36 protein-coding genes are annotated in these 24,149 nt (G+C 42.8%); 29 read left to right on the top strand and 7 right to left on the bottom strand.

The genetic code is table 11. The annotated features are described in order from the left end of the window. Positions 1-187: 187 nt before the first annotated feature. Genes R7E42_RS13980 through R7E42_RS13970 form a run of 3 tightly spaced genes read left to right on the top strand, consistent with a single transcriptional unit; the run spans position 188 to position 3,584 of the window. A complete protein-coding gene (locus R7E42_RS13980; RefSeq protein WP_318072770.1) occupies positions 188-1,351 on the top strand; it encodes a dsDNA nuclease domain-containing protein in 1,164 nt (387 codons plus the stop codon). After that, positions 1,348-1,827 (top strand): hypothetical protein, encoded by a 480-nt coding sequence (locus R7E42_RS13975; protein ID WP_213908086.1) that lies wholly within the window; start codon positions 1,348-1,350, stop codon positions 1,825-1,827. Before R7E42_RS13980 ends, R7E42_RS13975 begins: the two co-directional genes overlap by 4 nt. Continuing rightward, positions 1,824-3,584: an AAA family ATPase gene (locus R7E42_RS13970; protein ID WP_318072769.1), complete on the top strand. Its 1,761-nt coding sequence runs from the start codon at positions 1,824-1,826 to the stop codon at positions 3,582-3,584. The genes R7E42_RS13975 and R7E42_RS13970 overlap by 4 nt, the downstream gene beginning before the upstream one ends. Positions 3,585-3,620: 36 nt before the next feature. Here R7E42_RS13970 and R7E42_RS13965 read toward each other — a convergent pair whose 3' ends face one another. Together R7E42_RS13965 and R7E42_RS13960 are read right to left on the bottom strand one after the other, a co-directional pair. Beyond that, a complete protein-coding gene (locus tag R7E42_RS13965; RefSeq protein ID WP_318072768.1) occupies positions 3,621-4,652 on the bottom strand; it encodes an HNH endonuclease signature motif containing protein in 1,032 nt (343 codons plus the stop codon). Then, complete coding sequence (locus R7E42_RS13960; protein WP_318072767.1) at positions 4,653-5,315, bottom strand: helix-turn-helix domain-containing protein; 663 nt, start codon at positions 5,313-5,315, stop codon at positions 4,653-4,655. A 153-nt stretch (positions 5,316-5,468) separates the two neighbouring features. Between R7E42_RS13960 and R7E42_RS13955 the strand changes: the two genes are divergently transcribed. From R7E42_RS13955 to R7E42_RS25950, 10 genes are all read left to right on the top strand, one after another. After that, on the top strand, positions 5,469-5,681 hold the full coding sequence (locus R7E42_RS13955; RefSeq protein ID WP_017821157.1) for a hypothetical protein: 213 nt from the start codon (positions 5,469-5,471) through the stop codon (positions 5,679-5,681). 110 nt (positions 5,682-5,791) lie between these two features. After that, positions 5,792-6,331, top strand: coding sequence for a phage regulatory CII family protein (locus R7E42_RS13950; RefSeq protein WP_318072766.1), 540 nt, complete (start codon positions 5,792-5,794; stop codon positions 6,329-6,331). 9 nt (positions 6,332-6,340) lie between these two features. Then, a complete protein-coding gene (locus R7E42_RS13945; RefSeq protein WP_213909913.1) occupies positions 6,341-6,676 on the top strand; it encodes a hypothetical protein in 336 nt (111 codons plus the stop codon). 62 nt (positions 6,677-6,738) lie between these two features. Further along, a complete protein-coding gene (locus tag R7E42_RS13940) occupies positions 6,739-7,026 on the top strand; it encodes a hypothetical protein (RefSeq protein ID WP_104971992.1) in 288 nt (95 codons plus the stop codon). Then, positions 7,023-7,244, top strand: a complete 222-nt coding sequence (locus R7E42_RS13935; protein WP_208623535.1) for a hypothetical protein — start codon at positions 7,023-7,025, stop codon at positions 7,242-7,244. Before R7E42_RS13940 ends, R7E42_RS13935 begins: the two co-directional genes overlap by 4 nt. Continuing rightward, positions 7,226-7,453: a hypothetical protein gene (locus tag R7E42_RS13930; RefSeq protein ID WP_104971991.1), complete on the top strand. Its 228-nt coding sequence runs from the start codon at positions 7,226-7,228 to the stop codon at positions 7,451-7,453. Before R7E42_RS13935 ends, R7E42_RS13930 begins: the two co-directional genes overlap by 19 nt. Before the next feature lie 54 nt (positions 7,454-7,507). Then, positions 7,508-9,595 carry a hypothetical protein gene (locus tag R7E42_RS13925; protein WP_318072765.1) on the top strand — a complete coding sequence of 696 codons (2,088 nt, stop codon included), beginning with the start codon at positions 7,508-7,510 and terminating at the stop codon, positions 9,593-9,595. Between the two features lie 184 nt (positions 9,596-9,779). Beyond that, the gene (locus tag R7E42_RS13920) at positions 9,780-10,511 is read left to right on the top strand and encodes an AHH domain-containing protein (RefSeq protein WP_025605275.1); all 732 of its coding nucleotides are present in this window, start codon (positions 9,780-9,782) and stop codon (positions 10,509-10,511) included. After that, positions 10,511-11,086: a hypothetical protein gene (locus tag R7E42_RS13915; protein ID WP_025605273.1), complete on the top strand. Its 576-nt coding sequence runs from the start codon at positions 10,511-10,513 to the stop codon at positions 11,084-11,086. Before R7E42_RS13920 ends, R7E42_RS13915 begins: the two co-directional genes overlap by 1 nt. 286 nt (positions 11,087-11,372) lie before the next feature. Continuing rightward, positions 11,373-11,555: a hypothetical protein gene (locus R7E42_RS25950; protein WP_411978975.1), complete on the top strand. Its 183-nt coding sequence runs from the start codon at positions 11,373-11,375 to the stop codon at positions 11,553-11,555. A 43-nt stretch (positions 11,556-11,598) separates the two neighbouring features. Here the strand turns inward: R7E42_RS25950 and R7E42_RS13905 are convergent, their stop codons facing one another. Both R7E42_RS13905 and R7E42_RS13900 read right to left on the bottom strand, forming a co-directional pair. Next, entirely contained in the window at positions 11,599-12,129 is a 531-nt protein-coding gene (locus tag R7E42_RS13905) for a type II toxin-antitoxin system YafO family toxin (protein ID WP_213908081.1), read from the bottom strand. Next, positions 12,107-12,265 (bottom strand): hypothetical protein, encoded by a 159-nt coding sequence (locus R7E42_RS13900; protein ID WP_206225608.1) that lies wholly within the window; start codon positions 12,263-12,265, stop codon positions 12,107-12,109. The genes R7E42_RS13905 and R7E42_RS13900 overlap by 23 nt, the downstream gene beginning before the upstream one ends. 259 nt (positions 12,266-12,524) lie before the next feature. Between R7E42_RS13900 and R7E42_RS13895 the strand changes: the two genes are divergently transcribed. Beyond that, entirely contained in the window at positions 12,525-12,932 is a 408-nt protein-coding gene (locus R7E42_RS13895; protein ID WP_306431717.1) for a hypothetical protein, read from the top strand. Here the strand turns inward: R7E42_RS13895 and R7E42_RS13890 are convergent. From R7E42_RS13890 to R7E42_RS13880, 3 genes are all read right to left on the bottom strand, one after another. Next, positions 12,927-13,178: an ogr/Delta-like zinc finger family protein gene (locus R7E42_RS13890; RefSeq protein WP_080773762.1), complete on the bottom strand. Its 252-nt coding sequence runs from the start codon at positions 13,176-13,178 to the stop codon at positions 12,927-12,929. The genes R7E42_RS13895 and R7E42_RS13890 overlap by 6 nt on opposite strands. Before the next feature lie 65 nt (positions 13,179-13,243). Further along, the gene (locus R7E42_RS13885) at positions 13,244-14,275 is read right to left on the bottom strand and encodes a phage portal protein (protein WP_213917075.1); all 1,032 of its coding nucleotides are present in this window, start codon (positions 14,273-14,275) and stop codon (positions 13,244-13,246) included. After that, the gene (locus tag R7E42_RS13880) at positions 14,272-16,059 is read right to left on the bottom strand and encodes a terminase large subunit domain-containing protein (protein WP_213917074.1); all 1,788 of its coding nucleotides are present in this window, start codon (positions 16,057-16,059) and stop codon (positions 14,272-14,274) included. Before R7E42_RS13880 ends, R7E42_RS13885 begins: the two co-directional genes overlap by 4 nt. 165 nt (positions 16,060-16,224) lie before the next feature. Here R7E42_RS13880 and R7E42_RS13875 point away from each other — a divergent pair, with 165 nt between their 5' ends. From R7E42_RS13875 to R7E42_RS25945, 15 genes are all read left to right on the top strand, one after another. Then, positions 16,225-17,091, top strand: a complete 867-nt coding sequence (locus tag R7E42_RS13875; RefSeq protein WP_318072764.1) for a GPO family capsid scaffolding protein — start codon at positions 16,225-16,227, stop codon at positions 17,089-17,091. Next, positions 17,091-18,113, top strand: coding sequence for a phage major capsid protein, P2 family (locus R7E42_RS13870; RefSeq protein ID WP_104974962.1), 1,023 nt, complete (start codon positions 17,091-17,093; stop codon positions 18,111-18,113). The genes R7E42_RS13875 and R7E42_RS13870 overlap by 1 nt, the downstream gene beginning before the upstream one ends. Further along, positions 18,106-18,822, top strand: a complete 717-nt coding sequence (gpM, locus tag R7E42_RS13865) for a phage terminase small subunit (RefSeq protein WP_318072763.1) — start codon at positions 18,106-18,108, stop codon at positions 18,820-18,822. The genes R7E42_RS13870 and gpM overlap by 8 nt, the downstream gene beginning before the upstream one ends. Before the next feature lie 109 nt (positions 18,823-18,931). Continuing rightward, entirely contained in the window at positions 18,932-19,396 is a 465-nt protein-coding gene (locus R7E42_RS13860; RefSeq protein WP_104974964.1) for a head completion/stabilization protein, read from the top strand. Beyond that, on the top strand, positions 19,393-19,881 hold the full coding sequence (locus tag R7E42_RS13855; protein WP_042522477.1) for a phage tail protein: 489 nt from the start codon (positions 19,393-19,395) through the stop codon (positions 19,879-19,881). The genes R7E42_RS13860 and R7E42_RS13855 overlap by 4 nt, the downstream gene beginning before the upstream one ends. Next, positions 19,874-20,533: a phage virion morphogenesis protein gene (locus R7E42_RS13850; RefSeq protein WP_258673125.1), complete on the top strand. Its 660-nt coding sequence runs from the start codon at positions 19,874-19,876 to the stop codon at positions 20,531-20,533. The genes R7E42_RS13855 and R7E42_RS13850 overlap by 8 nt, the downstream gene beginning before the upstream one ends. A gap of 2 nt (positions 20,534-20,535) precedes the next feature. Beyond that, on the top strand, positions 20,536-21,666 hold the full coding sequence (locus tag R7E42_RS13845; RefSeq protein WP_318072762.1) for a DUF2586 domain-containing protein: 1,131 nt from the start codon (positions 20,536-20,538) through the stop codon (positions 21,664-21,666). 3 nt (positions 21,667-21,669) lie between these two features. Further along, positions 21,670-22,122 carry a phage protein gene (locus R7E42_RS13840; protein WP_017821175.1) on the top strand — a complete coding sequence of 151 codons (453 nt, stop codon included), beginning with the start codon at positions 21,670-21,672 and terminating at the stop codon, positions 22,120-22,122. Positions 22,123-22,142: 20 nt separating this feature from the next. Beyond that, positions 22,143-22,349 carry a TraR/DksA C4-type zinc finger protein gene (locus R7E42_RS13835; protein ID WP_047010078.1) on the top strand — a complete coding sequence of 69 codons (207 nt, stop codon included), beginning with the start codon at positions 22,143-22,145 and terminating at the stop codon, positions 22,347-22,349. A 4-nt stretch (positions 22,350-22,353) separates the two neighbouring features. Next, positions 22,354-22,563 (top strand): HP1 family phage holin, encoded by a 210-nt coding sequence (locus tag R7E42_RS13830; protein ID WP_017635442.1) that lies wholly within the window; start codon positions 22,354-22,356, stop codon positions 22,561-22,563. Continuing rightward, the gene (locus tag R7E42_RS13825) at positions 22,550-23,140 is read left to right on the top strand and encodes a lysozyme (protein WP_318072761.1); all 591 of its coding nucleotides are present in this window, start codon (positions 22,550-22,552) and stop codon (positions 23,138-23,140) included. The genes R7E42_RS13830 and R7E42_RS13825 overlap by 14 nt, the downstream gene beginning before the upstream one ends. After that, on the top strand, positions 23,115-23,456 hold the full coding sequence (locus R7E42_RS13820) for a hypothetical protein (RefSeq protein ID WP_318072760.1): 342 nt from the start codon (positions 23,115-23,117) through the stop codon (positions 23,454-23,456). The genes R7E42_RS13825 and R7E42_RS13820 overlap by 26 nt, the downstream gene beginning before the upstream one ends. Before the next feature lie 22 nt (positions 23,457-23,478). Next, a complete protein-coding gene (locus R7E42_RS13815) occupies positions 23,479-23,667 on the top strand; it encodes a hypothetical protein (protein ID WP_017635439.1) in 189 nt (62 codons plus the stop codon). Further along, positions 23,660-23,941: a putative phage tail assembly chaperone gene (locus R7E42_RS13810; RefSeq protein ID WP_017821180.1), complete on the top strand. Its 282-nt coding sequence runs from the start codon at positions 23,660-23,662 to the stop codon at positions 23,939-23,941. The genes R7E42_RS13815 and R7E42_RS13810 overlap by 8 nt, the downstream gene beginning before the upstream one ends. Positions 23,942-23,973: 32 nt before the next feature. Beyond that, positions 23,974-24,126, top strand: coding sequence for a DUF6890 family protein (locus tag R7E42_RS25945; protein ID WP_017821181.1), 153 nt, complete (start codon positions 23,974-23,976; stop codon positions 24,124-24,126). Positions 24,127-24,149: the final 23 nt, after the last annotated feature.

Below are 24,149 nucleotides of genomic sequence, written 5' to 3'. Positions count from 1 at the left end.
CAATTTGTGGGTAGGAACGATGGTTACTGCTGTTGTAGATTTTGATGGAGCTCTAGGAACTCGGATAAACCTTATCTTGAACAATGTATTAAATTATTTCATGTGGTGTAATATCTATCAGATGCATATTGGCTTGATTTATATGCGTAGACTTTTGTTTAAGTGTCCGAATCTGGTTGACTACATAATGAGTAAAGAATTACACACTACAGAACCAAGAGAGCAATCTGGCCGAGATTCATTTGAGCGTTATCAAGCTCAAGTAAGGTCCGCATCGATAGCTGCTTTAACGATTCTGGAGGGTACTGAAGTTGATAGAATCTATTGTGATCTGCATGACGACTTTGTAAAGAGAAGAGTAAATGGTGGTGGATACGATTTCTTTCAAGTTAAGACTAAAGCGAAACAGAATCAAAATTGGAAGTTACTTGATGTATTTGGAATTAAGAGTAGAGGCAGCAAGCAATCACCAAGTTCTATAAAAGATAGTTTTATAGGAAAGTTATTATTACATACTGTTATTTTTGATGAAAATTGCAATTCAGTAGTTTTTCAGACCAACATTAACAATGATGATCATATTGAAAATGTCCTTGAGGATATACAATCTGGTGAGTTTTCCAATAAATATACTAAGATATTAATAGATAATTTTAATAATTGTATATCGCAAGAAGTTGAACTAAGTGACTCTAAGATTAAAGAGAACTTATCCAAATTAAAGTTTGAAAATGATGTCCAATATCTTAAGTCAAAAAATAATAATTACGAAGCAATAGTTAGACAAGCTATCTATGACTATAGCGAAGTTGACTTGAGTTACACTGACAATCAAGAAATCATAAAAAAGCTTTTAGAACTGGTAACAAAGAAATCAAGTGGAAAAATTGAGAACTGGACACTTGAGTCAATAGAAGAACAATCTGGAATATCTATTGATGATCTTCTTTCTATTTTAAGTATATCTAGAGATGCTTATCTATGTTTGAAAAGTGGAGGTGATAGCGCTGCCATTAAAAATATATCAATCATACAAAGGTTTTTAAAAGACGCTGGAGCTGATGATAGCATCGTGGAATACTGTTCAAAATGTAAGCTCGATTGGGATTTGTGGCGAAGAAATAATAGGCACAATATTTTTGAATTAGATTTAAACTATGTTACGAAAAAGGTAAGTGAATTATTAAATGATAATTTAGAGTCTAACGGAGGACTAATTAACATTAATGATTTAAGAGTTCCTATAAAAAAGCTTATTTCTCATTTGTATGACGAAGGTGCATTAATGGGCCTAGATAATAATTTAATTGTAGGTGCTATATTTTCAGAAATAGTTAAGAGAAAATCATGAACTTTGAATTATTTTTTGAAGAAGCTGAGCGAATAAATCTTCGCTTAGAAAATGTTAGTTACAAAGATGAACAAGTCGGCTTACTGGATAATGAAGCACTTTTTCAATTACCATTTATTTGCTTGACTATTTTAATTCTAGCTAAAGATAGACGTAAGCCCCGAGTTGAAGAGTTAGGACAGTTGGTTGGTGAGTGTATTGAAAAAACAATGCCCGCATTTAAAACGTCTAAGCAAAAAATTGGATGGTCTGCTAACTTAAGAATCAGAACTATAAATGCTATGACCTTTCTGGAAAGTGCGGGCTTCATCTCTATTAATAATAGAAAAAGTAAACTGGAAATTACCCTGAAGGGGAAGAGCCTAATTGGTTCTGCTCTTAAAGAAGAAGATAACCTTGCTTATACACTGCTTGAAATAAGTAAGTCGTATAGGAATATTTGCGTAGCACGTCAGCTGGATTTGGAGCTAGAATGAAATTAGTCAGTTTGCAACTAGTGGGTAAAGGTAAGCAAGGGTGGAGTTCGGAGGAACTTCATTTTGGCGAGCATATAACTCATTTATGGGGGCCTAATGGCTGTGGTAAAACACCAATCGTACAGTCTATTGCTTTTTGTTTAGGTTTCCCATGTGTTTTTCGACAGGACATCTACGATCATGTTAATTACGCTGTTTTGAATGTAGAAGTTCAAGGAAAGCGACTTTCAATCACAAGAGTAGTTGGAACGGAAGTTGATATCGAAGTTGTAGAAGGAACAAGTGCTCCTCAAAATTTCTATAATGATGATGAATACTCAGAGTATCTCTTTGAGTTATTTTCCCTTGAACGGCCTGATATTATATCAACAAGTAATAAGTCCACAAAACCATATTTATCTACTTTGCTACCATTAGTTTATCTGGATCAGGATGACGGATATAGGGGACATTATTATTCAAAATTTAATTTCATCAAAGACCAATTTGAAGAAATGATTAGGCTTTTATTCAAGTTGCCGCCTAAAAACTCATTTAATAAGAAGAAACAAGCAATAATAGAGAAAGAAAAGTTAGCACAACTTGATAAATCAGTTCATTTAGCAAGTAGAAGATATGAAAACCAGAAAGAGTTAGTATCTGACATCAACAAAACTTCAGAAGAGATTTATGAAGAAATTGAGACGCTAGATAAGGAGCTTGATAACTTAAAGAGTTTTCACTCCAACCACGATGACTCGTTGAATGCTTTAGATAAAATTATTAGTTCTCATAAAAGAACCATTCATAACATTGATGAAGATATTCGAGAGTTGCATTATAGAACTAAAGGTGTTGAAAGTATCATCGCAGAAATTAACACGGAGGTTGATACTCTTAACTTAAATGAAGAAGCGCGAAGAGTATTTGTTAGGTCTTCAGATTTGTGTGGATCATCCAACTGCCAACTATTTTCTAGTAGCTCTGATAGCTATAGTAAGAATCTATTATATTTAAGAGACCAAATTAAAGATCTAGAAAGGAATGCAGAAAGCGATCTATCTAGGATTGATGAACTGAAGCGTCGTCGAACCGCCGTCGAAGAACTAACTCGTCAAATTGTTGAAGAGCGAAATAATGCAATCGAAAGAACAGAGGCATCTGCTCTGGTTGAGGCTATATCTGAGATTAAAAACCAATTATTTGATTTGCAAGTGCAACAAGAAAAGCTGTCTAATCTAGATAGACTTTCAGATATATACTTTGACTTGCTCTCAGATCAGCGAAGAGCCGTGGATAGAGTTGCGTCACTATCTTCAAGCCGAAATAGTGTACCAGAAATAATTCAATTAAAATCTAGGTTTAAACAATTATTAATAAAGTGGTTGGAATCTATTGGCACTATAAATGTAAACTTAGATATTAAGTGGAAAAAAGATTTTGTTCCTCTTTTTGGTGTTGAGTCTATTGAACAGTTGAAAGGAAGTACTAGAGCTCGTGTGGTTCTAGCCTATCATGCGGCACTCATTGAGTTACTCCTAGAATCTGAAAATGTTACGCTAGATTTTATTATTCTTGATACACCGAAGCAGCATGAAATTCACGATAATGATCTAGACAACTTTATGATTACGTTAAAGAAACTATGCAAACAATACTCTTTACAAGTGGTGTTTTCTACGACTGAATATAAGTATGAAGGAGACTCCCAAGACTGTTGTTGGGAGCCGAAATTCCCAGGTTTAAAGCAAAAAATGTTCCTTAAAGCAGGTGAGTAGGATTAATACTGATTACGTTACTCATAAATAAAGCGGCTATAAGCCGCTTTCTTTTTTAAGGACTTTATTGCGAAGTTCCTCTGTTAGATTCATACGGTCTGCACTATGGTGTAGTTTTCTATGGCAATTTGGACATAGTGCGACACAGTTCTGAACGGTATCGGGACCACCATCTATCATACGAGTAAGATGATGGACTTCTAAGAAAGGAGTTCCATCGTCCTTAGTAAATGGAGCTTCTTTTTCACACAGCTCACAATACCCGTTGGAACGACGGATGACCCAACCTTTTACTCTACCTGAACGTTTATAAACAGTTGTCGTCGTTTCCACTGATTCAGGGTTCTCTTCTCCGGCAGGTCTCTCGGGAACTGTCTTACTTGTGATTGTCGAAGTTTCCTCTGCTGCGGCAATCCCAAGCCCCAAGTAGGGGCGATTAAGTTTCTCGGAAATTAATCGCTCTATAACAGGTGTTTGGGTTGGGCCTACATTTGAAAGAGGAGCCAAACCTTGTTCTATTGGCAGTCCCATCAAAGTCATAATGTAGCTGATATTAGACATTCTACGGCCATAGGCTTTATGCGAACGTCCAAACTCTTCAGATAGCATTCTGTAATAGTTCGTCTTCGAGTATTTGACGCCCTGTTTACTCTTTTCGAGCATTTCAAGATAAGCATCAATAGCCTTTGACAACTCGTTCTCAGTCCATAGAGCACTTGTATTCTTTTTCGCTCCAGTGGTTTGAGAGTTTTCTTTGGAACGAATCTCAAAACCCAGGTTCTCAAACGTAGTAAAACAGGGGCTCTTCAGGCCAGCAGAGAAATGAGTGGATTTCACTTCGATCCCAAGTAGCTTACTCATGGCTAAACCAAAGATAGCCTTTGGTGGGTAAGGCTCGCCATCTACGATAAGATCATAAGTTGTAGAGTCTGAATAAGTGTTTATGACGCGATCTTTTTTTAGGTACTGCTTCACGGCATTGCGAATGTCGTCTTGAGTTAAAGGCTCTGCCATACTTTTTAAACGGGCAATCGAGCCGTTATTGTCAAAAGTCACATTGTTAGCCAACTAGTTCTTCTCCAACGATACCGCCACGCGGCCAATTACTTTTATATCTTCTTCTGATACTTCAACCGTCGAGTTGCCAAACACGACGGCTAGTTTGTTTGGTAATCGTTGAATGTGGTTGATGGACAGACGCCCATTCATATCAATTAAATACTCGCCACTCACTGCATCGTTCTGTTTTTTATCCACCAGAAAGCGGCCGTCGTTCGTCTCGATTTCAATGGTGTTGCTGGCTTCTAAATCCCAAGAGTTAAACATACGTTGTGCATATGGGATTTCCCCAGTTGGCACAAGTTGACCGTTCGTGAGGCAGAAACTCTTAATCGCGAAGATGGCTAACTGAGGGTTCTGTAACTCTGGACTAGATGAAGTCACCTCAGCTTCAGGTGCTTTTTGATTGCCCCAAAAAGAGTGGTGTAGTTCGGTCTCAGGATAGTCGTTGGGAAGAATCAGCTCTTTAACCGGGATGCCTGTACGTAAATGAGTTCTTACAACTAGTTCGTGTGAGTTTCTGTTGTGTGAGTTCCAAGTACTAAAAGTGGTTTTAGGTACACCATATATCTGCGCCAGTTCTCCAAGAGAATTTACGCCATTGATTTCTTTTAGTTTATCAGTGAATGCCTCGCCTTTGATGTAATCAAAAATAGCCAATTCTGCACTCATAATCGTTCACCATTATGTGATTGATTTCAATTTTGTACGAAAATACGTTGACCGTACGAAAAATCGGATCAATACTAAACTTGTTTTCGGATGTTACGCCGACCAAAGCAAGAGACAACCGAAGAAGATAGATATAAATACAAGGATATCACCATGTTAACGTACAAGATACCTCCACTAAGTCCATATGTGACTTACGAAGAATACTCCCGCCTTACTGGTTTGCCTATGGGTACCATCAAGCAATACGTGACTGAAGGTCGCGTGATCATCAAGCCAAAAGACAAACGTCGTGATAAGCCACTGATTAACATGGTTGCTATGCACGAAATGGCGGCACGAGAAGCCATTGCTGCGCTTGGGTAAGTAATGGGCTTTTCCTCTCTTATTCCAACTAAAACGCACTGCCCAATGTGGCTAAATGTGTTCGCGTTGGTTGTCATTCTCGTACCCCCTTTCATGTAAGAGTGTGGATCATGGACGCAAATATCGCTATGTGCGGATTCCGCGAACGCAAACAGCAATCTTTTAACGCTGCATGCTGCGACTTCGCCATCAATCACAATATGGAAAAGCTGGCTCCACGCATTGGCCTGACTGGGAGAATGTTGCGTAACAAGCTCAACCCAGAACAGCCGCACAAGCTGGACCCAGTGGATTTGGCATTGCTGAGTAAAGAATCCGGCGATTACACCATTGTGAACACACTCTTTGCTGACCTAGGTGTCGTGACGGTTCAGTTACCTCAAGATGGGGAAGATAAGAACCTTTTAGAGCGCACGTTACTTAACAACCAATATTCAGGTGAGCTGTCTAGCGATGCAATGCACATGTGCAGTGCAGACCGTTTACCTCGCAGTCAAAAACGCAAAACCATTGCCAAGGTTCAAGCGGCCATCGGCAACTTAGTTTTGTTCGTCAACGATTTAGAAAATCGCACCACCGGCTTTCAGCCACTCATGCAAATGGGCACAGATTTACTCGCCAACGGTGCGCCACTTCCGGGCTTAGCCTAAGGAGAGCCAATGAGTCAGTTAGCTATTCAACAGGAACAACAAAAGCAAATACCCAACGCCAACGAGAGCATTGCCGCTTGTAAAGCTTTGTTCAATGGTTCCGCTACACGCGGCAAGTTGAAGCAGTTGTGGAACGCGATGCCACCACGCTTTCGCGGTATGGTTTTAGTCGCCGGTGATCTGAAAGCCTCGGAGCATGTGCGAGAGTTTGAAAGCTTTAATGATTTGGAGCTTCAAAAAATCCGTAACGGCATGCAACAGATTAAAGAAATCGCAACGTTGTTCGATCGCAATCTTGGTGACGTTCGACGCCTCAAGCATTACCAATTCAGTGGTACGCATTAATTCTCCAAGCCTCTGCCCCTGTAACAGGGGGCTTTTTTCGTCTTAGCGTAGGAGCATAAAAGATGAATCTAAATGAAGTCGCAAACAAACTCGCGATCCAAACAACTATTAATAGTCTGTTCGCTTTGGCGTTGGATAGCTCAGATGTCATCAGTATTCGTATCGAGTACTCATCAAAAATGAGCCTTCTGAACGTGATTGTGTTTGATGAGAACACGACTAACCACGCCCACAACGTTGTGTTGATTGATAAGGAATGTGCGCTAGAAGAACTACTGAACATTGAAGACGACCTAATTGAACGCATTGCCGTTCGCCGCGATCAAGCTGAATCGGAGGATGCAGCATGAGTAATAGTTCGAGTGAAGCCAACCAGTTAATTGAAATGTTGAAAGACCGATTGGAAGAGTGTTGTGACTGCATCGAAGCTGGCTATGAGATTACGCGTTCTGCCGGATACACGACTATTGATGCAGAGTTAACGGTGGAAGGCGGGCGCTCTTTTATTGATGAGGCTAGTAGCTTCTTAGAAGAACAGGAGCGTGCGTCATGCAATACGCCGCAATAATGCTTTGCCCAGATGGCGGCATCATCCGCCATGAAGACACGAAAGAAGTCGCCAATGTAATGGTTGGCGACTTCGACTCACTAGACCAAGCCATCGAACAAGCGTGTGTTTCCCTTAGTTGTACTCATCTAAGCAAAGGAGTATTGAGCAAAGGCAACATGAAAGGTGGTTTCATGCTAGTGACGACTCAGGAACTGGAGTCGGTATGACGCACCAAAAGTTTACCGTTTTCTCTGTAGGTAAAGACAAACTGCGGATAGATTATGAATCAGTCTGATCTTCTATATATTGGTGGGGCAGTGATGCCCCTCGACCGAATCAAAAATAATGACGCCAGCTATAATGCTGGTTTTTTAGGTTCCAAAATTTACTCAGACCAAGAACAAGCACTTCTAGATAGTGGCATGGTCAAAAAAATAGCGATATATGACCGTGTTCCCAATCGAAAGTCTAAGCGCGAACGAGATCTTCAAGAGCGAACTGACTTCTATAAATCTGTAAATTATTGCTCGAAACACGACCGCGAAGCGGCGGCGAGAATCGCCGAAGAGTATAGGCTAGTCAAAGGGCGCAAAAGTCCGACAGAGAAATTTCGCCACAGAAAAGACAAGCAAATTAAGCAGTTGATGAGCCTGAGCAAGTCTCTACGCCCTAAAAGTATCATCAGCAATGCCGACGCCAACTTTAGCCATGATGCTTTGTATGAAACGAACGAGCGCTCCAAACCTGCCATTCTCAATCAGAATGGAAAACGAGGACAAGGCGAACCTAAAAAGATTCCTATTTCAATGCATCTAATGCACCGGTCTTGGAATGAAACTTATAAGTTTCAGGCGGTAACCGAAACGCCATCTAGTGCTGCGCCTTTGGAAAACAGTGGTGAGAGGTTCTCGGAAAAGCTGACGTCCCGTTCTGTTTCTAAAATCTTTGAGGCAGGGGCTTACACTGCAGCTTGCCATGGTGGTTTCTCTACTTTTCTCACGCTGACTTTCACCAAGGCACAACGAATGGCCATATTCGGTGGAATGTTGGATGGAAGTGAGTGTGTCAGCATGGGGTCGCATCATCCAATAATCTATAAGCGCAACATGGTGACAGTACATCCTAAGCGTGGTGAAAAGAAAGTTGACCAACCAATCACGGATATTGGTGGAGAATACTGGCTGTTTCCAACCTTAGATAGTAAGCGTGTTAAAGCTATGAACCAGGGCAGTGTCATAGCCGGGCCGTATTGCGATCTTAAACAAAAGCCCAAGCAAGAGTTCTCGATGGAAAAAACCTTAGAGACAACGATAGGTAAAGAAGTCTCTCGTTTTCTTGATGGCGCAAAGAAAATGTATCAACGCGGCTGGGTTGCGGATCATACCATCCAAGTTGACAAAGATAGTGGACGAAAGTATTGCGACTTATCCCAGGAGAAAGTTGCTAAACATGCTCAACCCAGCGATATTGGCCCGACTAACTTGCCTGCTGATTTCCATTACATATGGGTAGCCGAGTGTCCAGCCAATGAAGATGGAGAGCCTAATCCACACGTTCATATTTTGCTGCGTTGGACAGTACCAGAGCATCTCTTTAGTTCTTGGGCTAAGCGACTTGAAAAGATATGGGGGCACGGGTTTGCGAAATTAGAGCGAATCAAAAAGCCAAAAGCCGCCGGTTCTTACATTATCAAAGCAGTCGGTTATGCCGCTAAAGGTGAAAATGCTGACCAAGGGCTAATCAAGGGAAATCGATACAATATCGCGAAGTGCTCAAGAGCTCCTGCCTGGGAAACTCTTGCTTCGTTTGAAGCTGGCAATATGACCGCAATAATTAAGGAGTTGGGATACAAACTTGAGCAATGGAAAAAGCCAATCAAGCGGCAAATCCGTAAGCTACGAAATGCCAAAGAGCAAACCATCAAGGCCAAAGCGATCGCCAAAAAGCAGCAGAAATCTGAGGAATATCAGAACAAGCTTTATCAGAGAATCATCCGTTTGGAAAAGCAGGCCGAAAAGCTGAGTCAGAACTTGCATAGCAGAGGAGTGCACGTGAATACGAGCAATCGCTTCTGCATTACGTTTGAAGGAGAACTGGCTAAGGATAAAGTAGACAAGTTTATGGTTTGGGCTGCTGGTGCAAGAGGGTGGTCATTGAACTGCAGGGATTTGGACCTGAGCGATATAAAACAAGACGCGAGTCACTTTTATCAATCTGAATATCAGCGATTTAAGGAGAATCAGTCCTATTGGCAATCACTATTACATGAATCTATACCACACATGGAAGTTGATGAAAGTGAGCTTTCTTATTGGCATAGCATTACGGCAGATTATCTTGAGGGGCGGCTTTTTCCAATATTGAGTTAGTCCGGTTTGTGTCGTCATAAGAACTTAAAGGTTAGAGTAGTGAACCGCTATTTCTTAAAGTTGATTTAAAGTGCTATTGCTTGCATAAAAATCTGAGCTGTAGGCCACATAAAGGCTATTGATTATTTGCTCGTCAGTTATGTGAATGTTATCCAACGGCTTTGTTTGTTCGAGGGATACGAGTATGAAGCATAATTTGAGTATAGTTGGACGAAAAACGAATCGTCCTAGTAATCCAACTGCAGCTGAGTTGGCCTTAGATCGTTTTGATGCGTTAGTCGACGATTTCTATAGCAAGTATCGTGTGGCTCCACCTGCGAGTGAAACTGAACAGCAAAGAGCAAAACGATTGCAGTTTGAAGCACAAGACTTGAGGTTTTTGAAAAAAATGAGGATTGAACTCATTGCTCATGCTCGAGTTGAAGATATGCAAGCTAAGTTGCAATCGTACTCTGCAGAAAACTTAAAAAAAAATGCGAAAGAGTTGTTCGTTGAAAAGCATCATCCGACGACGAAACTAGCTAATAATCTAACCGCTGCAGGAGAGCCTAAACCAACTAAAAACCATGAGCCTCACCATATCATTCCTGGCTCGGGAAGGTTTAGAAAAGCAGAAATGAGAGCCGCAAGATTAAATTTGCACATGCATAAAATTGGCATAAATGCGCCCGTAAATGGTGTTTGGTTAACAAATTATGCGAAGCATACGGACTTTAACTGGGAAGCACCTAAGTCTCCGGCTCACCGTTCGATCCATACATTTAATTATGAAACTTGGATTAGTTCCAAATTTTCGAAGGGTATTCCGAGTAAACAGCACTTTGAGGCTAACTTACTTCGGGTCAAAATGGAGTTAAAGAGTGGCACCTACCCTAAAGAGGTCTTGGAAGCTAAGAATGAAGTTTGGAAAGGATGATGACGGTTTATAAAATTACAGATGATTTAACTAAGTTTCAGTCGGTATGTTCTGGCCCAGATGAAATCGCTACCCAGTTGGGGGATTTCGACTATTTTGAGAGAATCTTATTGCAGGCTGTTGAAAATAAATCTCTGAAAGATATTTGGAAGCCTGCGGAGGTCGAGTTTGAAGATGTATTAACCGATAACTCTGTATTACCTGATATTAGCTTATGGTTACGAACATATCTTGTTTTATCTCCGAGGGCATATGAAGCTCTAAATAGTTGCTTATCTGAAAGCGGGGATTTTTTACCTGTCAACTATCAAGGTGAACAATGGTATTTATATACATCGCTGACTTTTGGAAAAGAAGATAGACAAAAGTGTGTAGAGAAGATCTCATATGGAAGCCCTGATGGGTTAGAGGTTCTTGCATTCATTGATGATGATGTGAAAGATAAAGTGATCTTTAAATCAAGATTAGAAGGGGCTAGCAACTTATATTGTACAGAGAGGCTCAAGGCTATGTGTGAACAAAACCAGCTTAATGGGCTCGTATTCTCTTCTAATCTGACAGATCCATTCAGTTAACGAATAACCTGATTTTAAACAACCCTTCCGCAAAGAAAGCAGAGCGAGAGCTCTGCTTATATTCAATATTAGAAACCTAGGGTTTAATTCTCGGAGTTCTGTCAATAACTGTACGGAGTATCACGAGGTACAGGCCTGCGATCAGCTAACCAGAGTTTTAGACCCTGTGAATAGTCGGGCGAATAATCCGCGAATATTGATGAACCGGCACAGGCCGCACTGTTAAAAGGCAGCAGTTTACGCATTGATAATGAGACTAGTATCCAAATCCGCGCAGCGGAGGTCGATGAGTACGGCAACGCTCGTCCAGCTCAGCTGGTTGAAGTTACCCGCACACCTGCAGAAAAACAATAGTTGGATGAATTTTGAAGGTTGGGACCAGGTATTAGTCCAGCCAGAACAGCAAGAGTATCAACAACCAGACCTGTCGTTCTTCCCAGAGATGGAAGATGATTGGCCGTTGAATTGAATTGGTAAAATTAAGTGGGTGTTAAATTTGCCAATCTCTAGAATTAACTTGCTACGGGTGGTTCAGAGTCGTCGTGATCTAAACCTTTAAGAAAGTCTTCTTCATTCTCAGCGGCAATATCCAAAAATCCATCTACATCTTTAGCGGTATAGCTTTTATGTGCGTCGAAGTCTTCTGGGTTAGTAGCGTTTTCAGCAGTTAGAAATTCAATAATTACGAAAATGTAAGTATCATCAGGCGTTACGAAGCCTGAATAAACAATACTTTCGTTACTTGTACAGTACCATTGTTTCTTGTACGGTTTCCAAGCTGCTTTTGTATCTACGTGAACTTTGGTCAATCGATACTTGTGAATATCGGTTATTAAAGACTCGGGTCTTTCGAACTCAGTATCTCGACCAAACGACGGGTGATCCGAAGGCATAGCCATTTGATCACCAATAGATGGAGTGATGAAATTTTTAGGGCTTTGAGATAAGCTCAATCTCTTATAGGTTTCAAATTCGTCTTTAAGAAGCGTTTGTTGCTGATTTAATGGTAGCAAGTCTCTATCAACGACAACCTTGAGCTTCATTTGAACCACTATTCCTTTTTCTGCGAGGTGATCTTTCTGCACGTCGAGCGCGAGATTGTTCTAATGTGTTGAAAGCCAGCATACGTTCAGCATCCGTAAAGACGATACGTCTTGGCGACTTACTTTCAGTTTTCATTTGGCATTTCCTTGCAGCGACAGCTGCGTTATGTGTGGAGAAGAGGTACGCAATGCGTACTTTCAGGTATAATTCTTAACCATTCTGACCAATAGGTCAATCGAATATGTGATATTTACTATAAAGTAACGTTACATATCAGTAAATATCGGTTTCCTTCGTTTTCACCCGGATCTGACTCACTCCTTTTGTGCTCTAACTCTTAAACTTAGGCTTTTTACTAAGCGTTATACCGTATATTTTTTCGAAGCAGAGATTTTTGTTTGGCTCTTCTTTTTTGACGGTTTGGGAATTTAAAGATGCGGTAGCCTTATTGCTATGGAATTGTGCTAGCAAAGGAAAATTCTTAATGAGTGAATTGTATCTAAAAACCACTGTGGAAAACTGTATGGATATACAGTATATTTCACTGATGATTGGTAAGGGTGTTGATATGTCGAATAAAAATCAAAACGATATCTTGTTGTCTGCTTTAGAAATCGTCATTGATGGTGTGGCTAATAGTGAGGCAACAGAGAGGACTAGAGCGGCAGGTGCATATATTGCTGGCTTAATACTGGCTGATACAAAAGGGCAGCTGGACTCCGAAAAACAAAAAGCCATCTTGAGCATTGTCGAGATGGCTTCTGAAGTAGATAGCACGGCGTTTATACAAGATTCACTATAGTATCGAGAGTTGATGTTTGAGCTGTTGTCGTGCCTCTGGCGGCAACGCCTTACATAAATCAAAAGCCATTTGACTAGTTGTTTTTGCCGATGGGCTTAAAGTGTGACTATAAGACAAGTTCATCACAAAACTATGCCCGCATTCTGGGTCACTACAACTGCAATATAAATCGGCATGACTATTGGATAGTCGATTGGATTTTTGAATTCGGCTTTTACAACCACACTCCGGACACAATACTCTCATACAAGCACCTAACTTATTGACTGACCAAATAATGATACGTCAAAGGGCTGTGTTTTTGTACAGGTTTATGAGCTTTCTCCAAACGTAGTATCAAATTTTAAATGTAGATTTTTGATATTTCTTATCTCTGGATCGTTGTTAACTTCATCCATAATTAACTCGCATACAGGTATGATTTCGTCTTTGGCATACTCACTGCCAATTTTGACGGGGTCACCCAGATTAGTCGTTCCCTGGGGAATTATTCCTGCTTTTCCTATAGGGAAGCGATGGCCTACGAGAATATCTTGCGCAGTGATGTTTTTGATTCGTTCAAATTCATCTTTTGTCGCTATATCGCCCACCGGGATCAGCTGAATCCCTTTTTCTGCACCGCCTGGAATGTTAACAAACATACTTCTAAAATTACCCACCCCTTTAGAACTCGCGATTTTTTCTTTCAGCATTTGTTCATCGTCATCACTAAGGTTTGGATCCGTGGCGTAAAAAATGAATCCCATGTGTGCACCGTTCTTGTAATAGCGACGACGAAATAGCGTTGCATCTCGATTTAGTAAGCTGCTTTGTAAACTACCTAGATAATCAGGTAGGCCATAAACTTGCTGTTGTAGGTCTTCTTGAGGCAAAAAAATGATGTCATTCTCTTTGTATACTCGTTGCTTGTTTTCTCGCTCTAGCAAAACGAAGTCCCCATTTTTACGTCTACGTAGATACATGGTCGGTAGAGGAAACAAGCGCACAACACGTTTGAAGTGGTCGCGGATTTTTAAAAATGCGGCATCACCAAACGTGAAGTAGTTATTACAAAAAGATTGAATCTGCCGACGTCTTGAACCGCCACCTGAAATAAAACGGGCAGCAACATAATTTGCTCGAGCTTTAAGTAAAGAACCGTGATAGGCGTTTGCACGTGAAGTTTCTGCTAAGCCTTGGCGTGAAATTGGAGGCTCCCAGTAACCATCAGTGTCGTTATAGAAAAGCTCAGAATATGAAGTCATCCAACTGGTTGAGTCAATTGCCTCAGGTGTTGTGTCAAGGTGATAAACAGATTCCGCATGTTGCTCCTGTTGTACTAGTTTGTCTTTTTGATTGATCATGCTGCAGTCGCCCAGGTTGATTTCGTTGGTGTGTTGTGGTCTAGCGGCTCATTGATAATGGCGTGTGAAATGGCCCAAAACGCATCGGCGTGGCCTGTTGTTTCACTTCGCTCTGCTTTAAAGGTCATAGCGTTACCGCTATTGGTAGGCACTCGTTTAATCGCCATGAATGCCATCGCAATGTCTTTGTGTTCGGCATCAAACTGCAGTCGTTTTGCTTCTACGATATCGATCATCTTCATTACTAGGCGATTCTTGTTTTCGTTGCTGTAATGTATGGCGTGGGCTTCACGAGGGTGCTTTTTCTTAATTAAGTCCCAAACACCGCCGCCAATGCCTGTAGTATCAACGCCTATGTAAGTGACTTTGTAGCGTTGAAATACCTTTTCAATTTCACTCACGTGGTATTGGAAGTTAAGCCCTTTCCAGTAGTGCTTCTCTAAGACACGAAACTTTTCACCTGCAACTGCCGGCGGAGCTATTACTACTAAGCAAGCATTGTCTCGCGTTCGGCTAGGGTCATAACCCAGCCATACTTCACGCCCGGCAAACGGTGATTTGGTTTTCGGCTTGAAGTCCTGCCAGTGGGCAGAGTCAATCATGCCTTTTTCGAGGTCAGAGAATTTGAATACAGACAAAGAGCCGTCGACGAAGATACACATAAACAGGTTATCGAAATCGTCTTTACTGTATTCGTCCTTCAGTTCTTCAATATCAAATAGTTCACAGCCGCCTGCTGCAGCGTCTTCAATAGTGACGACATATCGCCACTGCTTATCAGGGCAAAGTACACCACCATCGCGATATTCATCGAACGTTGGAAACTCAATTTTGGCGCGTGAGTCTCTGCCTTTTCGCCATTGGTCGCCCGTCCAAAATGGATATGCCTGGTGCATTTTCGATGATGGTGTCGAAAAGTAGGTTTTACGCCATTTTTTATGGGTAGCCATTGCTGAAGCGAGTTTGTTTAGTTCGTCAAACTTCGGTATCCAGAAATACTCATCAACATAGACATGGCCGTGGTAACTCTGCGCGGTTTTACTATTGGTAGATAAAAAGCGAAGTTCAGCGCCATTGGAGAGAATGATCGGGTTTCCAGTCAGCTCTATGTCTAAGAACTCTTTTGCAATAGCAATGATGTAGCTGCGGAATACTTCTGCTTGAGCTCGTGATGCTGACAAAAAAATCTGGTTATCGCCGGTCAGAATCGCATCTTCTAACGCTTCGCCACTGAAGTAGTAAGTTGCACCAATTTGGCGGGATTTAAGAATGTTTCGAATACGCTGTTTTATGTTGTTGCGCATTACATGCTGATAGTCAAACAGGGAATCGTGCCATGTGACAAAGTCCTCTTCACTCAGTTCGCTGATGTCATTCTTTTTACTTTTACGTTTCTTGGTCGATTTTGAATTACTGCTAGATTTCTGGCTGTTACGGCTATTTGTACCGTCGTGCTTTTTATTCCCTGTATTTAAAGGTTGCTCACCTTGCTGCTTTTCTTGTGCCCTTTGTTTCTTTAATGCAGCGTGATGCTTGATAAGCCGATCGAGCATGTCTAGTTGGTTTTTAGTGGGGTCAACAAGTTCAAGCAGTGTTTGAATTCGATTTGCTATCGCTTCATCAATGGTTTGTTCACGCAACATATCGCGCCAACCGAATTTGTCTGCCCAGTAATAAATGATGCGCTCATTATTCAGGTTCAGTTCGGTAGCGATTTCACGTGGCGTCCAAGCTTTCAAATAGAGAGCTCGGGCGGCTTGTCGTATTTCTGGAGAATATGCCATAAGCGCATCATACGCGCCGAAAACTTGCAGATGACTAAGCAAAGTTCGGATGAATTCGGATAGTAAATGTATCCGAATTACAAGGAATTGAAGTAGCTGAAACGACACATTCAAAGGCGTATTGTTTGCTCGAACCGTATGTGATTGACAAGTTTGAGTACAAAAATGCCAAAGATTAGTGAGTGGAAAATCATCGCGACAGAAGGACCGACCGTCGACGGGCGTAAAATAACCCGTGATTGGATTGAGCAAATGGCCGCTAGTTATTCGATGGATGAGTACACCGCACTAATTTGGCCTGAGCATCGTCGATTTTACGGTTATGGTGAAAACTGGGGCCGAGTGGTTGAAGTAAAAGCGGAGGAACAAGGCGGGAAATTACGTCTGTTCGCCAAGCTAGAGCCGAATGACTATCTGCTTGAAGCCAACCGTAAAAAACAAAAACTATTCACATCTATTGAGCCTAATCCCGACTACAAGGGGGAAGGGCGTTGCTATCTAATGGGCCTAGCTGCGACTGACTCCCCAGCCTCCACAGGAACATCGCTCCTTCAATTCTCTCGTGTTCATGGGGAAACCACCGAGATCAAAGCAAGCCATTTAGAAGAGGTGGACTTTTCAGATTGCTTTACTCGCAAAGACCGCTTTTTTGCGGCATTCAATGAATTTTTCTCTTCTGACGATGAAGAGCCAGAAACGCTATCAACAGCAGAGGGCACCAACGTGACCGAAAAACAATTAAAAGTCGCACTAAAAGAGCAGTTTTCTGCTTTCAAAGGTGAGTTTAAGCAAGAACTAAAAGAAGAGTTCAATTTGCAGAACACACCCGATCAACCAGAAACACCAGAAGTAGCAACCAAAGATGCGACGGTCGAGCAGTTTTCCGCTGCGCTGGAAGAAAAGCTAAATCCGTTGTTTGAGAAAGTGAACGGACTAGAAACTAAGTTTGCTGAACTATCACAAGAAGTCCCTGACCAGGAACCAGATCCATCAGGTGCTAGTGAATCTTTCTCATCTAAGGAGATGTTTTAATGCTGAACGCACTATCTACCAGTTATTTACAAGAGTTTTGTACAGCGACGTTATCCGCCGCAAATGCTCCGCAAGGTACACAGTCGTTTAACTTGACGCCCCCAATGGAAACTAAGCTACGTCAAGCAATTATGGAATCGGATGCTTTCCTAGGCATGGTTTCATTGCTGCCAGTTCAGCAAATCAAAGGTCAGGTTGTTGATGTTGGTGATGATGGCCTTTCGACCGGTCGCTCTGGTTCGGGACGTTTTAGCGTGGAAGTGGGCCAAAGTGGTAATACCTACGAGCTTACAAAGACAGATTCAGGAGCACACATCCTTTGGGAAACTATGACTCAATGGGCAAACTCTGGCTCTAAAGGTCACTGGTTGAGCATGATGAAAAGCGCGATTTCTCGTCGTTTTGCATTGGATATGTTGCGTGTCGGTTTTAACGGTACGTCTATCGCAACTAATACGGATCCGATTAAAAATCCATTAGGCCAGGATGTAAATAAAGGCTGGCTCACGATTGTTAAAGAGAAGAGATCTAGCCAGGTACTCGCATCAGCAAAGCTTGACCCAACAGGCACTGCGACTGATTCATACAAGAATCTTGATTCACTTACGCAAGATCTAATCAACACGACGATTGCTCCCGAACATCGTCAAGACCCAGATCTCGTTGTTTTAGTTGGGTCGAATCTAGTCGCGGCTGAGCAGCACCGCTTACTTGAGGCTGCCGATAGTCCAACAGAGCATAAAGCAGCCCAAAGCCTAGCCAAGACAATTGCTGGCAAAAAGGCTTACACACCACCATTTTTCCCGGCTGACCAACTTTGGGTTACCAATACCAAGAACCTACAGATTCTGACGCAAGAAGGCACTCAGTGGCGTAAGCAGAAAAACGATGAAGATGAGCTTCGTTTCAAGCAAAACCATATCCGTATGGAAGGTTACGCTGTGGGAAATCTTAAAAAGTTCGCTGCTATCGAATCTGTTTCAGTCGTCGAATCAGCCGTTGCAGAGGTGATGAATGGCTAGTCCTTTAGCAAGGCAGCGTCGTCAGCTTCTAGAAAATCAAGTCAGTCATTCTGCATCGAAGTTGAGTGCTAGTGCAAATACCGAAAGCCTGCACATCAAGCTGATCGATTTTGAAGAAGACCGCAAGTATCTAAAACAGCTCAATGCTATCGAAGACAAGGTGAAACATAAGCGTGATGTTTTGGTGCCCAAGTACAAACCGTACGTGGAAGCTTACCTAGCAAAAGGCGAAGTATTCGAGAACCCAATTTTCACCAATATGGTTATCTGGTTGTTCGATGTCAACGACATGGAAACCGCGATTGATTGGTGCTTCAAAGCCATCGCGCTTGATTTACCTACACCAGATAACTTCCGACGTGACTGGCCAACCGTGTGCGCCGATGAAGTTTTAGCTTGGGCGGAAAAAGAGTCTGGCAGAGGACATTCTATCGAGCCTTATTTCAGCGTGGTTTTTGAAAAGGTTGAGAGTGAATGGCGACTACACGAAGAAGTGCATGCCAAGTGGTATCGATTTGCTGGGTTGCACTTACTTCGAAATGAAGAAGGACAACCGCAACCGACGTCTATCGGTTGTTTAGATACCTTGGAAAAGGCCTTGTTGCTACTGCAGTGTGCTCATGAGAAGTACGCCAAAATTGGGGTGAAAACCAAAATTGGTCAGGTAGAACAACGTATTCGAGCGATTAAAGACAACAAAAACTTGTAACAGCTCCTACGCCGCCGAGCCTCGGCTGGTGAGGTAAGAGTGCCAATAAGGCTAACTCAATACCGTCGACCCAGTGGCTAGAGGCTCACTTATTAAAAGAGGAATAACGATGTTTACGGGATCTTCCGGTTCGGATTATCAAGCGACAGAAATCACTAATGACGGTTTTTGGCCGAACATCAATGCCGGTGATTTTGAAAAGCGTCGCGGTATTCCTGCTGCTCAAGACTCAGAACGTATTGCTATCGCTCTAGTTAATGCTGTTTCGGAAGTTAATCAGCAACTCGAAGACTTAAAAGCTAAGTATCAGGAAGAGGGGCATGCAACTGCTGGCGATGTTCCTACATTTCCGAAAATGAATGATAAAAACCGTGTTGTATATCAATACGAATCAGCAGTATTTGCGAGAGCCAAAGCTGATTTGCTGCCGGACATTGCAACTGTTCATACCAAGGACAAGGGCGATCACATCGCAGACAGAAGCGTAGAGGTGCGCACTGAATTACTTTCAGAAAGCCAGCGCATTATTAGAAATATGAAAGGGCTGAACCGTTCATCGGTGGATTTGCTATGAGAACGCAATACCAAGCAGGTTACAAGCTGCGTGACCTAAACGCATTTTTAATCAGCGTTGTGGGCGACAAGATAGCCAAGCGCATGGAATGTGAAATGGGCAAGGTTGAGTTGAAACTAGAAACCAAGCACATGGGTCATGGTTTTGACCTGCTGTATCAGCGTTATGTTGCTGACTTCTACTTCGACAAATTCCCTTTCAAAGAATACGACCCAGCGGTGCTGTTCGCTAATGTTGGAGCGTGGTTGATGGACAACGATTCTGACCGTTTCCGCATCGAAGACTTAGACGACCCATACGTAGACGTAGTACTGGAAGATGAGAAAAACGCCGAAGTGTTGGTCTCAGTCATGTTTGAAGAACCCGTCAAAGTGGCTGCAGACCCCGACGGGCCAATCTATTGGAATGGTCAACGCTGGAAGATTGAAGAGTACGAGATTTGGCAGGCGGAAAGGCTATCACATGTAGTTCTCCGCAATGTATGAGATACGGGCCGATAAGCGCAGTTATTTGCGAGTTAAAGAGCAATTCGAGCTGCTAAAGCTTGAGAAAAAAGCCAGAGCCCGAGTGCTGAAAGAGCTTGGTAAATACATCACCAAAACGACCAAAAAAAACATTCGAGCACAGCGTGACCCAGACGGTAAAGCGTGGTCAAAGCGCAAAAACGGCAGGCGAAAAATGCTTGGAGGTTTCACTAAGAAGCTAAAGCATTTTCAAAAAGACAATAACCGGGTTTTGGTTGTTGGTTGGCCATCAAGACGAGGAACCGTTGCACTAGCTCACCATACAGGTGAAGCAGAGGAAAGCGGATTGCAGCAGCGATTCAAGCAAGCCAAGAAAGCGAAAGAACCAAAGAAAACCGACCCGGCAACGAGAGAGCAAGCAAAAGAGTTACGCGATTTAGGTTACAGACTTCCGCCCCAAGGCAGGCAGAAAAGAGGCAAAAAGCCAACGCTCAAATTCATTACTCAGAATATGACCGTCGCTGAAGCCGCAAAACTGATTAGTGATCTGGAAAATAAAACGCCATCACGTAAGTGGGAAGTAGATCGCCCAGAACGCCGATTGATAGGCATTAGTCCGAAACGGGCAGCAATGATTATCAAGCGGGAAATGAATCGAAATAGGAGCAACTAAACATGGCATGGCCTACCGTCATTATTAACATTCTGAACATGATGCGCGGACCGATCCCGGGCGTTGAATTTCACTTTCTGTTTGTTGTGTACGGCACAGTTGCAGGAACAGAGCGCAACCTAATTATGGTGGATAACACCACGGATTTTTCAGACAGCACGTTCGATAACATCGACCCTGTACACATGCTCACGCTAAAAGCTGCTCAGTTAAATGGGAAACAGAACTGGACTGCCGGTGTGATCGTTTTAAACCCATCAGATAGTTGGCAGGCTGCGGTTTTTAAAGCCAATGAGACATCAAGCTTTGAAGCTGTTGTGTTGGATAAGCCAAATACTGGAGCGTCCACTCTTGAAGATGCAGTCGCATTTCGCCATGAACTTAAAGCCAAGCTTGGCCGAGAAGTTTTCATGATCTGTTCCTTACCAGGAATTAATGATTCCGAGGACGGTGAAACATGGGCCGAGTGGTTAGCGCAAACGGTGAATGTGCCAAAGAGCATTGCAAGTGAATACATCACCGTAGTGCCACAAGTACACGAAGGAAACTCTACAGTTGGCATTTATGCAGGTCGGTTGGCCAATCAAGAAGTATCTATTGCTGATTCACCGGCACGAGTAAAAACAGGCAGCATTCTGGGCAGTATAAAATTAGCAAAAGATAAGGATGGAAAGCCATTAGAGCTAGCAACACTTAAAGCACTAGAAGCAGCTCGAATCGCTGTGCCGATGTGGTATCCAGACTATCCGGGACAATATTGGACAACTGGACGTACGCTAGATGTCCCTGGTGGTGATTATCAAGATATTCGTCACATTCGCGTCGCCATGAAAGCAGCACGTAAAGTGCGGGTACGAGCAATTGCACGAATTGCTGATCGAGAATTCAATTCCACACCAGGCAGTGAAGCCAGCGCAAAACTGTATTTTACTCAAGACCTCCGTGAAATGGCGGTAGTGAAAAAAATTGGTGATTACGAGTTCCCTGGTGAAATCAAACCACCTCAAGACGATGACATCACCATTACATGGGTTAATAGTGAAGAAGTTGAAATTCTACTCGCTGTGACACCTTACGAGTGCCCAGTGAAAATCACCATCGGCATCATGCTCAATCAACGACTAGGGGAGTAAACAATGAATTCTCGTTATACAGGGCGAAGCTTCGACATAAACATGCTGGGGATTTTGGTTCATGTGGAGTCGGCTACAGCAACCATCAATGATGAGTCTGCTGTTGATAAAGAGCGCGGCATTCCCACTGGATTTACTCATGGAGCTGTGAGTTGTGATGTTGAGTATGAGCTGGACTTGAACAACTTCCGTAAGCTTCAGCAAAAAGCTCGCGAAGCTGGCAGTTGGCGCGGTATTAAGCCACACGACTGTATGTTCTATGCAAATACTGGCGATGATGAAGACAAAGTAGAGCTGTTTGGTGTGAAGCTTCAAATCTCAGATTTACTTAGTGTTGATCCAAACAGCAGTGATAAAACCAAGCGCAAGCTTAAAGGCTTTGTGACGAGCCCTCACTTTGTTCGCATTAATGGCATCTCATACCTAAGTAATGATGATACCCGCGGTTTGCTTTAAGCCTATCAGAGAGAGAACGAATGCCTGACTTTATCGACCATGCTAGTAGTAACGAAACCAAGTTTACTGAAATGGCAATCGCAAACCAGCTTAAACAGTCTATGAAGACAAGCGAACGAGAGAGTGCAAAAGAATGTCTTGAGTGTGGTGACCCTATCCCTGAAGGGCGTCAGATAGCGATAGCGGGGTGCCAGTTTTGCGCCCCTTGCCAGGCTAATTTGGAGTAACGATATGAAAGATTGGTTCGACAAATTAACCAGTGGAGTTGCTTACCTTGTGTCATTGGCAGGAATGACTTTCAGCAAGCTGACATTTGAACAGTGGTATTTCATTTTATCACTAGTGATTGGCCTTGCAGCACTGGGATTGAACTATTGGCACAAGCGAGCAATGCAACGTATTGCTAGCGAAAAAGGAGTAGCACTGAGTGAAACTGACTAAGAGCATCATTTGTTCTGTCGTCGCTGTGATCGGCTTGGTAACAGGTGGTACGGCTGTTTATGGACCTGAATTGACGCAGCCCATTGGGCAAGTTGTGGTATCGGAACGAGACTTAGGAACGCTGCGCATCACCCCTAAAGGACTGAAGTTGATTGGTGATGCAGAGGGATGCCGGCAGAACCCTTACGTTTGTCCGGGAGGTATTCCTACGAATGGAATTGGGAATACTCATGGTGTGCCAGATACGCCAATCACATTGGAGCAAGTCGCGATCGACTGGGTGAAAAATATTCAATCGGCCGAACGATGTGTGACCAATGCAGCAAGGATTTCAGGAGCGCAAATGAGCACGGGTCAATTTGACGCATTTACCAGCTTTGTTTTCAACTTCGGGTGTACCAAGTTTCGCAAAAATAAGGACGGCTCTGACACTCGGATTTACGCAGCAATCAAACATGGCAATTATCCCAAAGCCTGCGGTCACATTACGGAGTGGGTAAAGAGTCAGGGTGTTGTACTTAAAGGACTCGTCACTCGAAGAGGATTAGAACGTGATCGCTGCATGGAAATGGATTAAGTGGATTGGTATTGCGGTGTTGGTGACGACCATCGCGGTGCTGAAGCAGCAGCTTCATACCGTCAAAGCAGAGAAAACCACATTAAGTGAAAAGCTCACCAAGGCAGAAGCAGACAACCAAATCAACTTAACCACCATTGAATTTTTGAAGGGTGAAAGTGAGCAAGCTAACAACATGTTAGTTCAGCGGCAACGGCAACACATAGCAGCAAAGGAAAAACTCAATGCAGACCTGGCAGCACTTGAAACAGAGCTGGCAAACGTTCAGTGCCATATCCCTGCCACTGTTACTGACCGCCTGCGCGAACCCTACTGAAACCGTCGCAATGCAGGTGTTCATGAAATTACCACCTGCTGGAATGTTGGTGCCCTGTTCAAAACCACAAGTTCAAGGGACATGGCCGGAAGTGGTTACCGACGACATTCCCAAGTTGAAAAACGCACTGACTGAGTGTGATAACCAGATTGAAGATTATTTGCAGTGGCGTGCTAAGCACGAAAACAAGAAGAGAAGTAAGAATGACTAAACCTACCTTTACATCAAAACCTGTCGTAGTCGCTATCGGTGGCACTGACTTCGTATTTACGCCAACGGTACAGGATGCAAATAACTATACCAATGACATGATGCCTAACAACAAAGTCGCGCCTGCCTATACGTACTTAACGCGTACCGTGAACCCAGAGCAAAAAGATGAGCTCACTGAGTTACTTGATAGCGTTCCCGGCTTAACTATCGAGCTTTATGCCACGGTAAGTAACGCTTCTAAAGGTGGTATCGAAATCACACTAAAAAAATAACAGATAGGGCAAAGAGGATTGAAGATAATCCTTTGGAACAAGCCTTTGCCCTTCGTCGTCATTTTTTGCCGAGTGAACCAGACGACGAAAGAAGTTTAAGTCGCGCTATCTGGCTGGACAAACATCAGTTCGAACGCGAAGAAAGAGCGGTAATGAGTGCTATCAGCCGACTGTTTAGTCATTAACAGACATAAAGAGCGAGTGAGTA

The sequence above is a fragment of the Vibrio sp. Vb1337 genome, assembly GCF_033338715.1.
In the GTDB taxonomy this organism is placed as follows: domain Bacteria; phylum Pseudomonadota; class Gammaproteobacteria; order Enterobacterales; family Vibrionaceae; genus Vibrio; species Vibrio alginolyticus.
The sequence above is the reverse complement of the archived record's forward strand: the minus strand, read 5'-3'. Positions and strand labels throughout refer to the sequence as shown.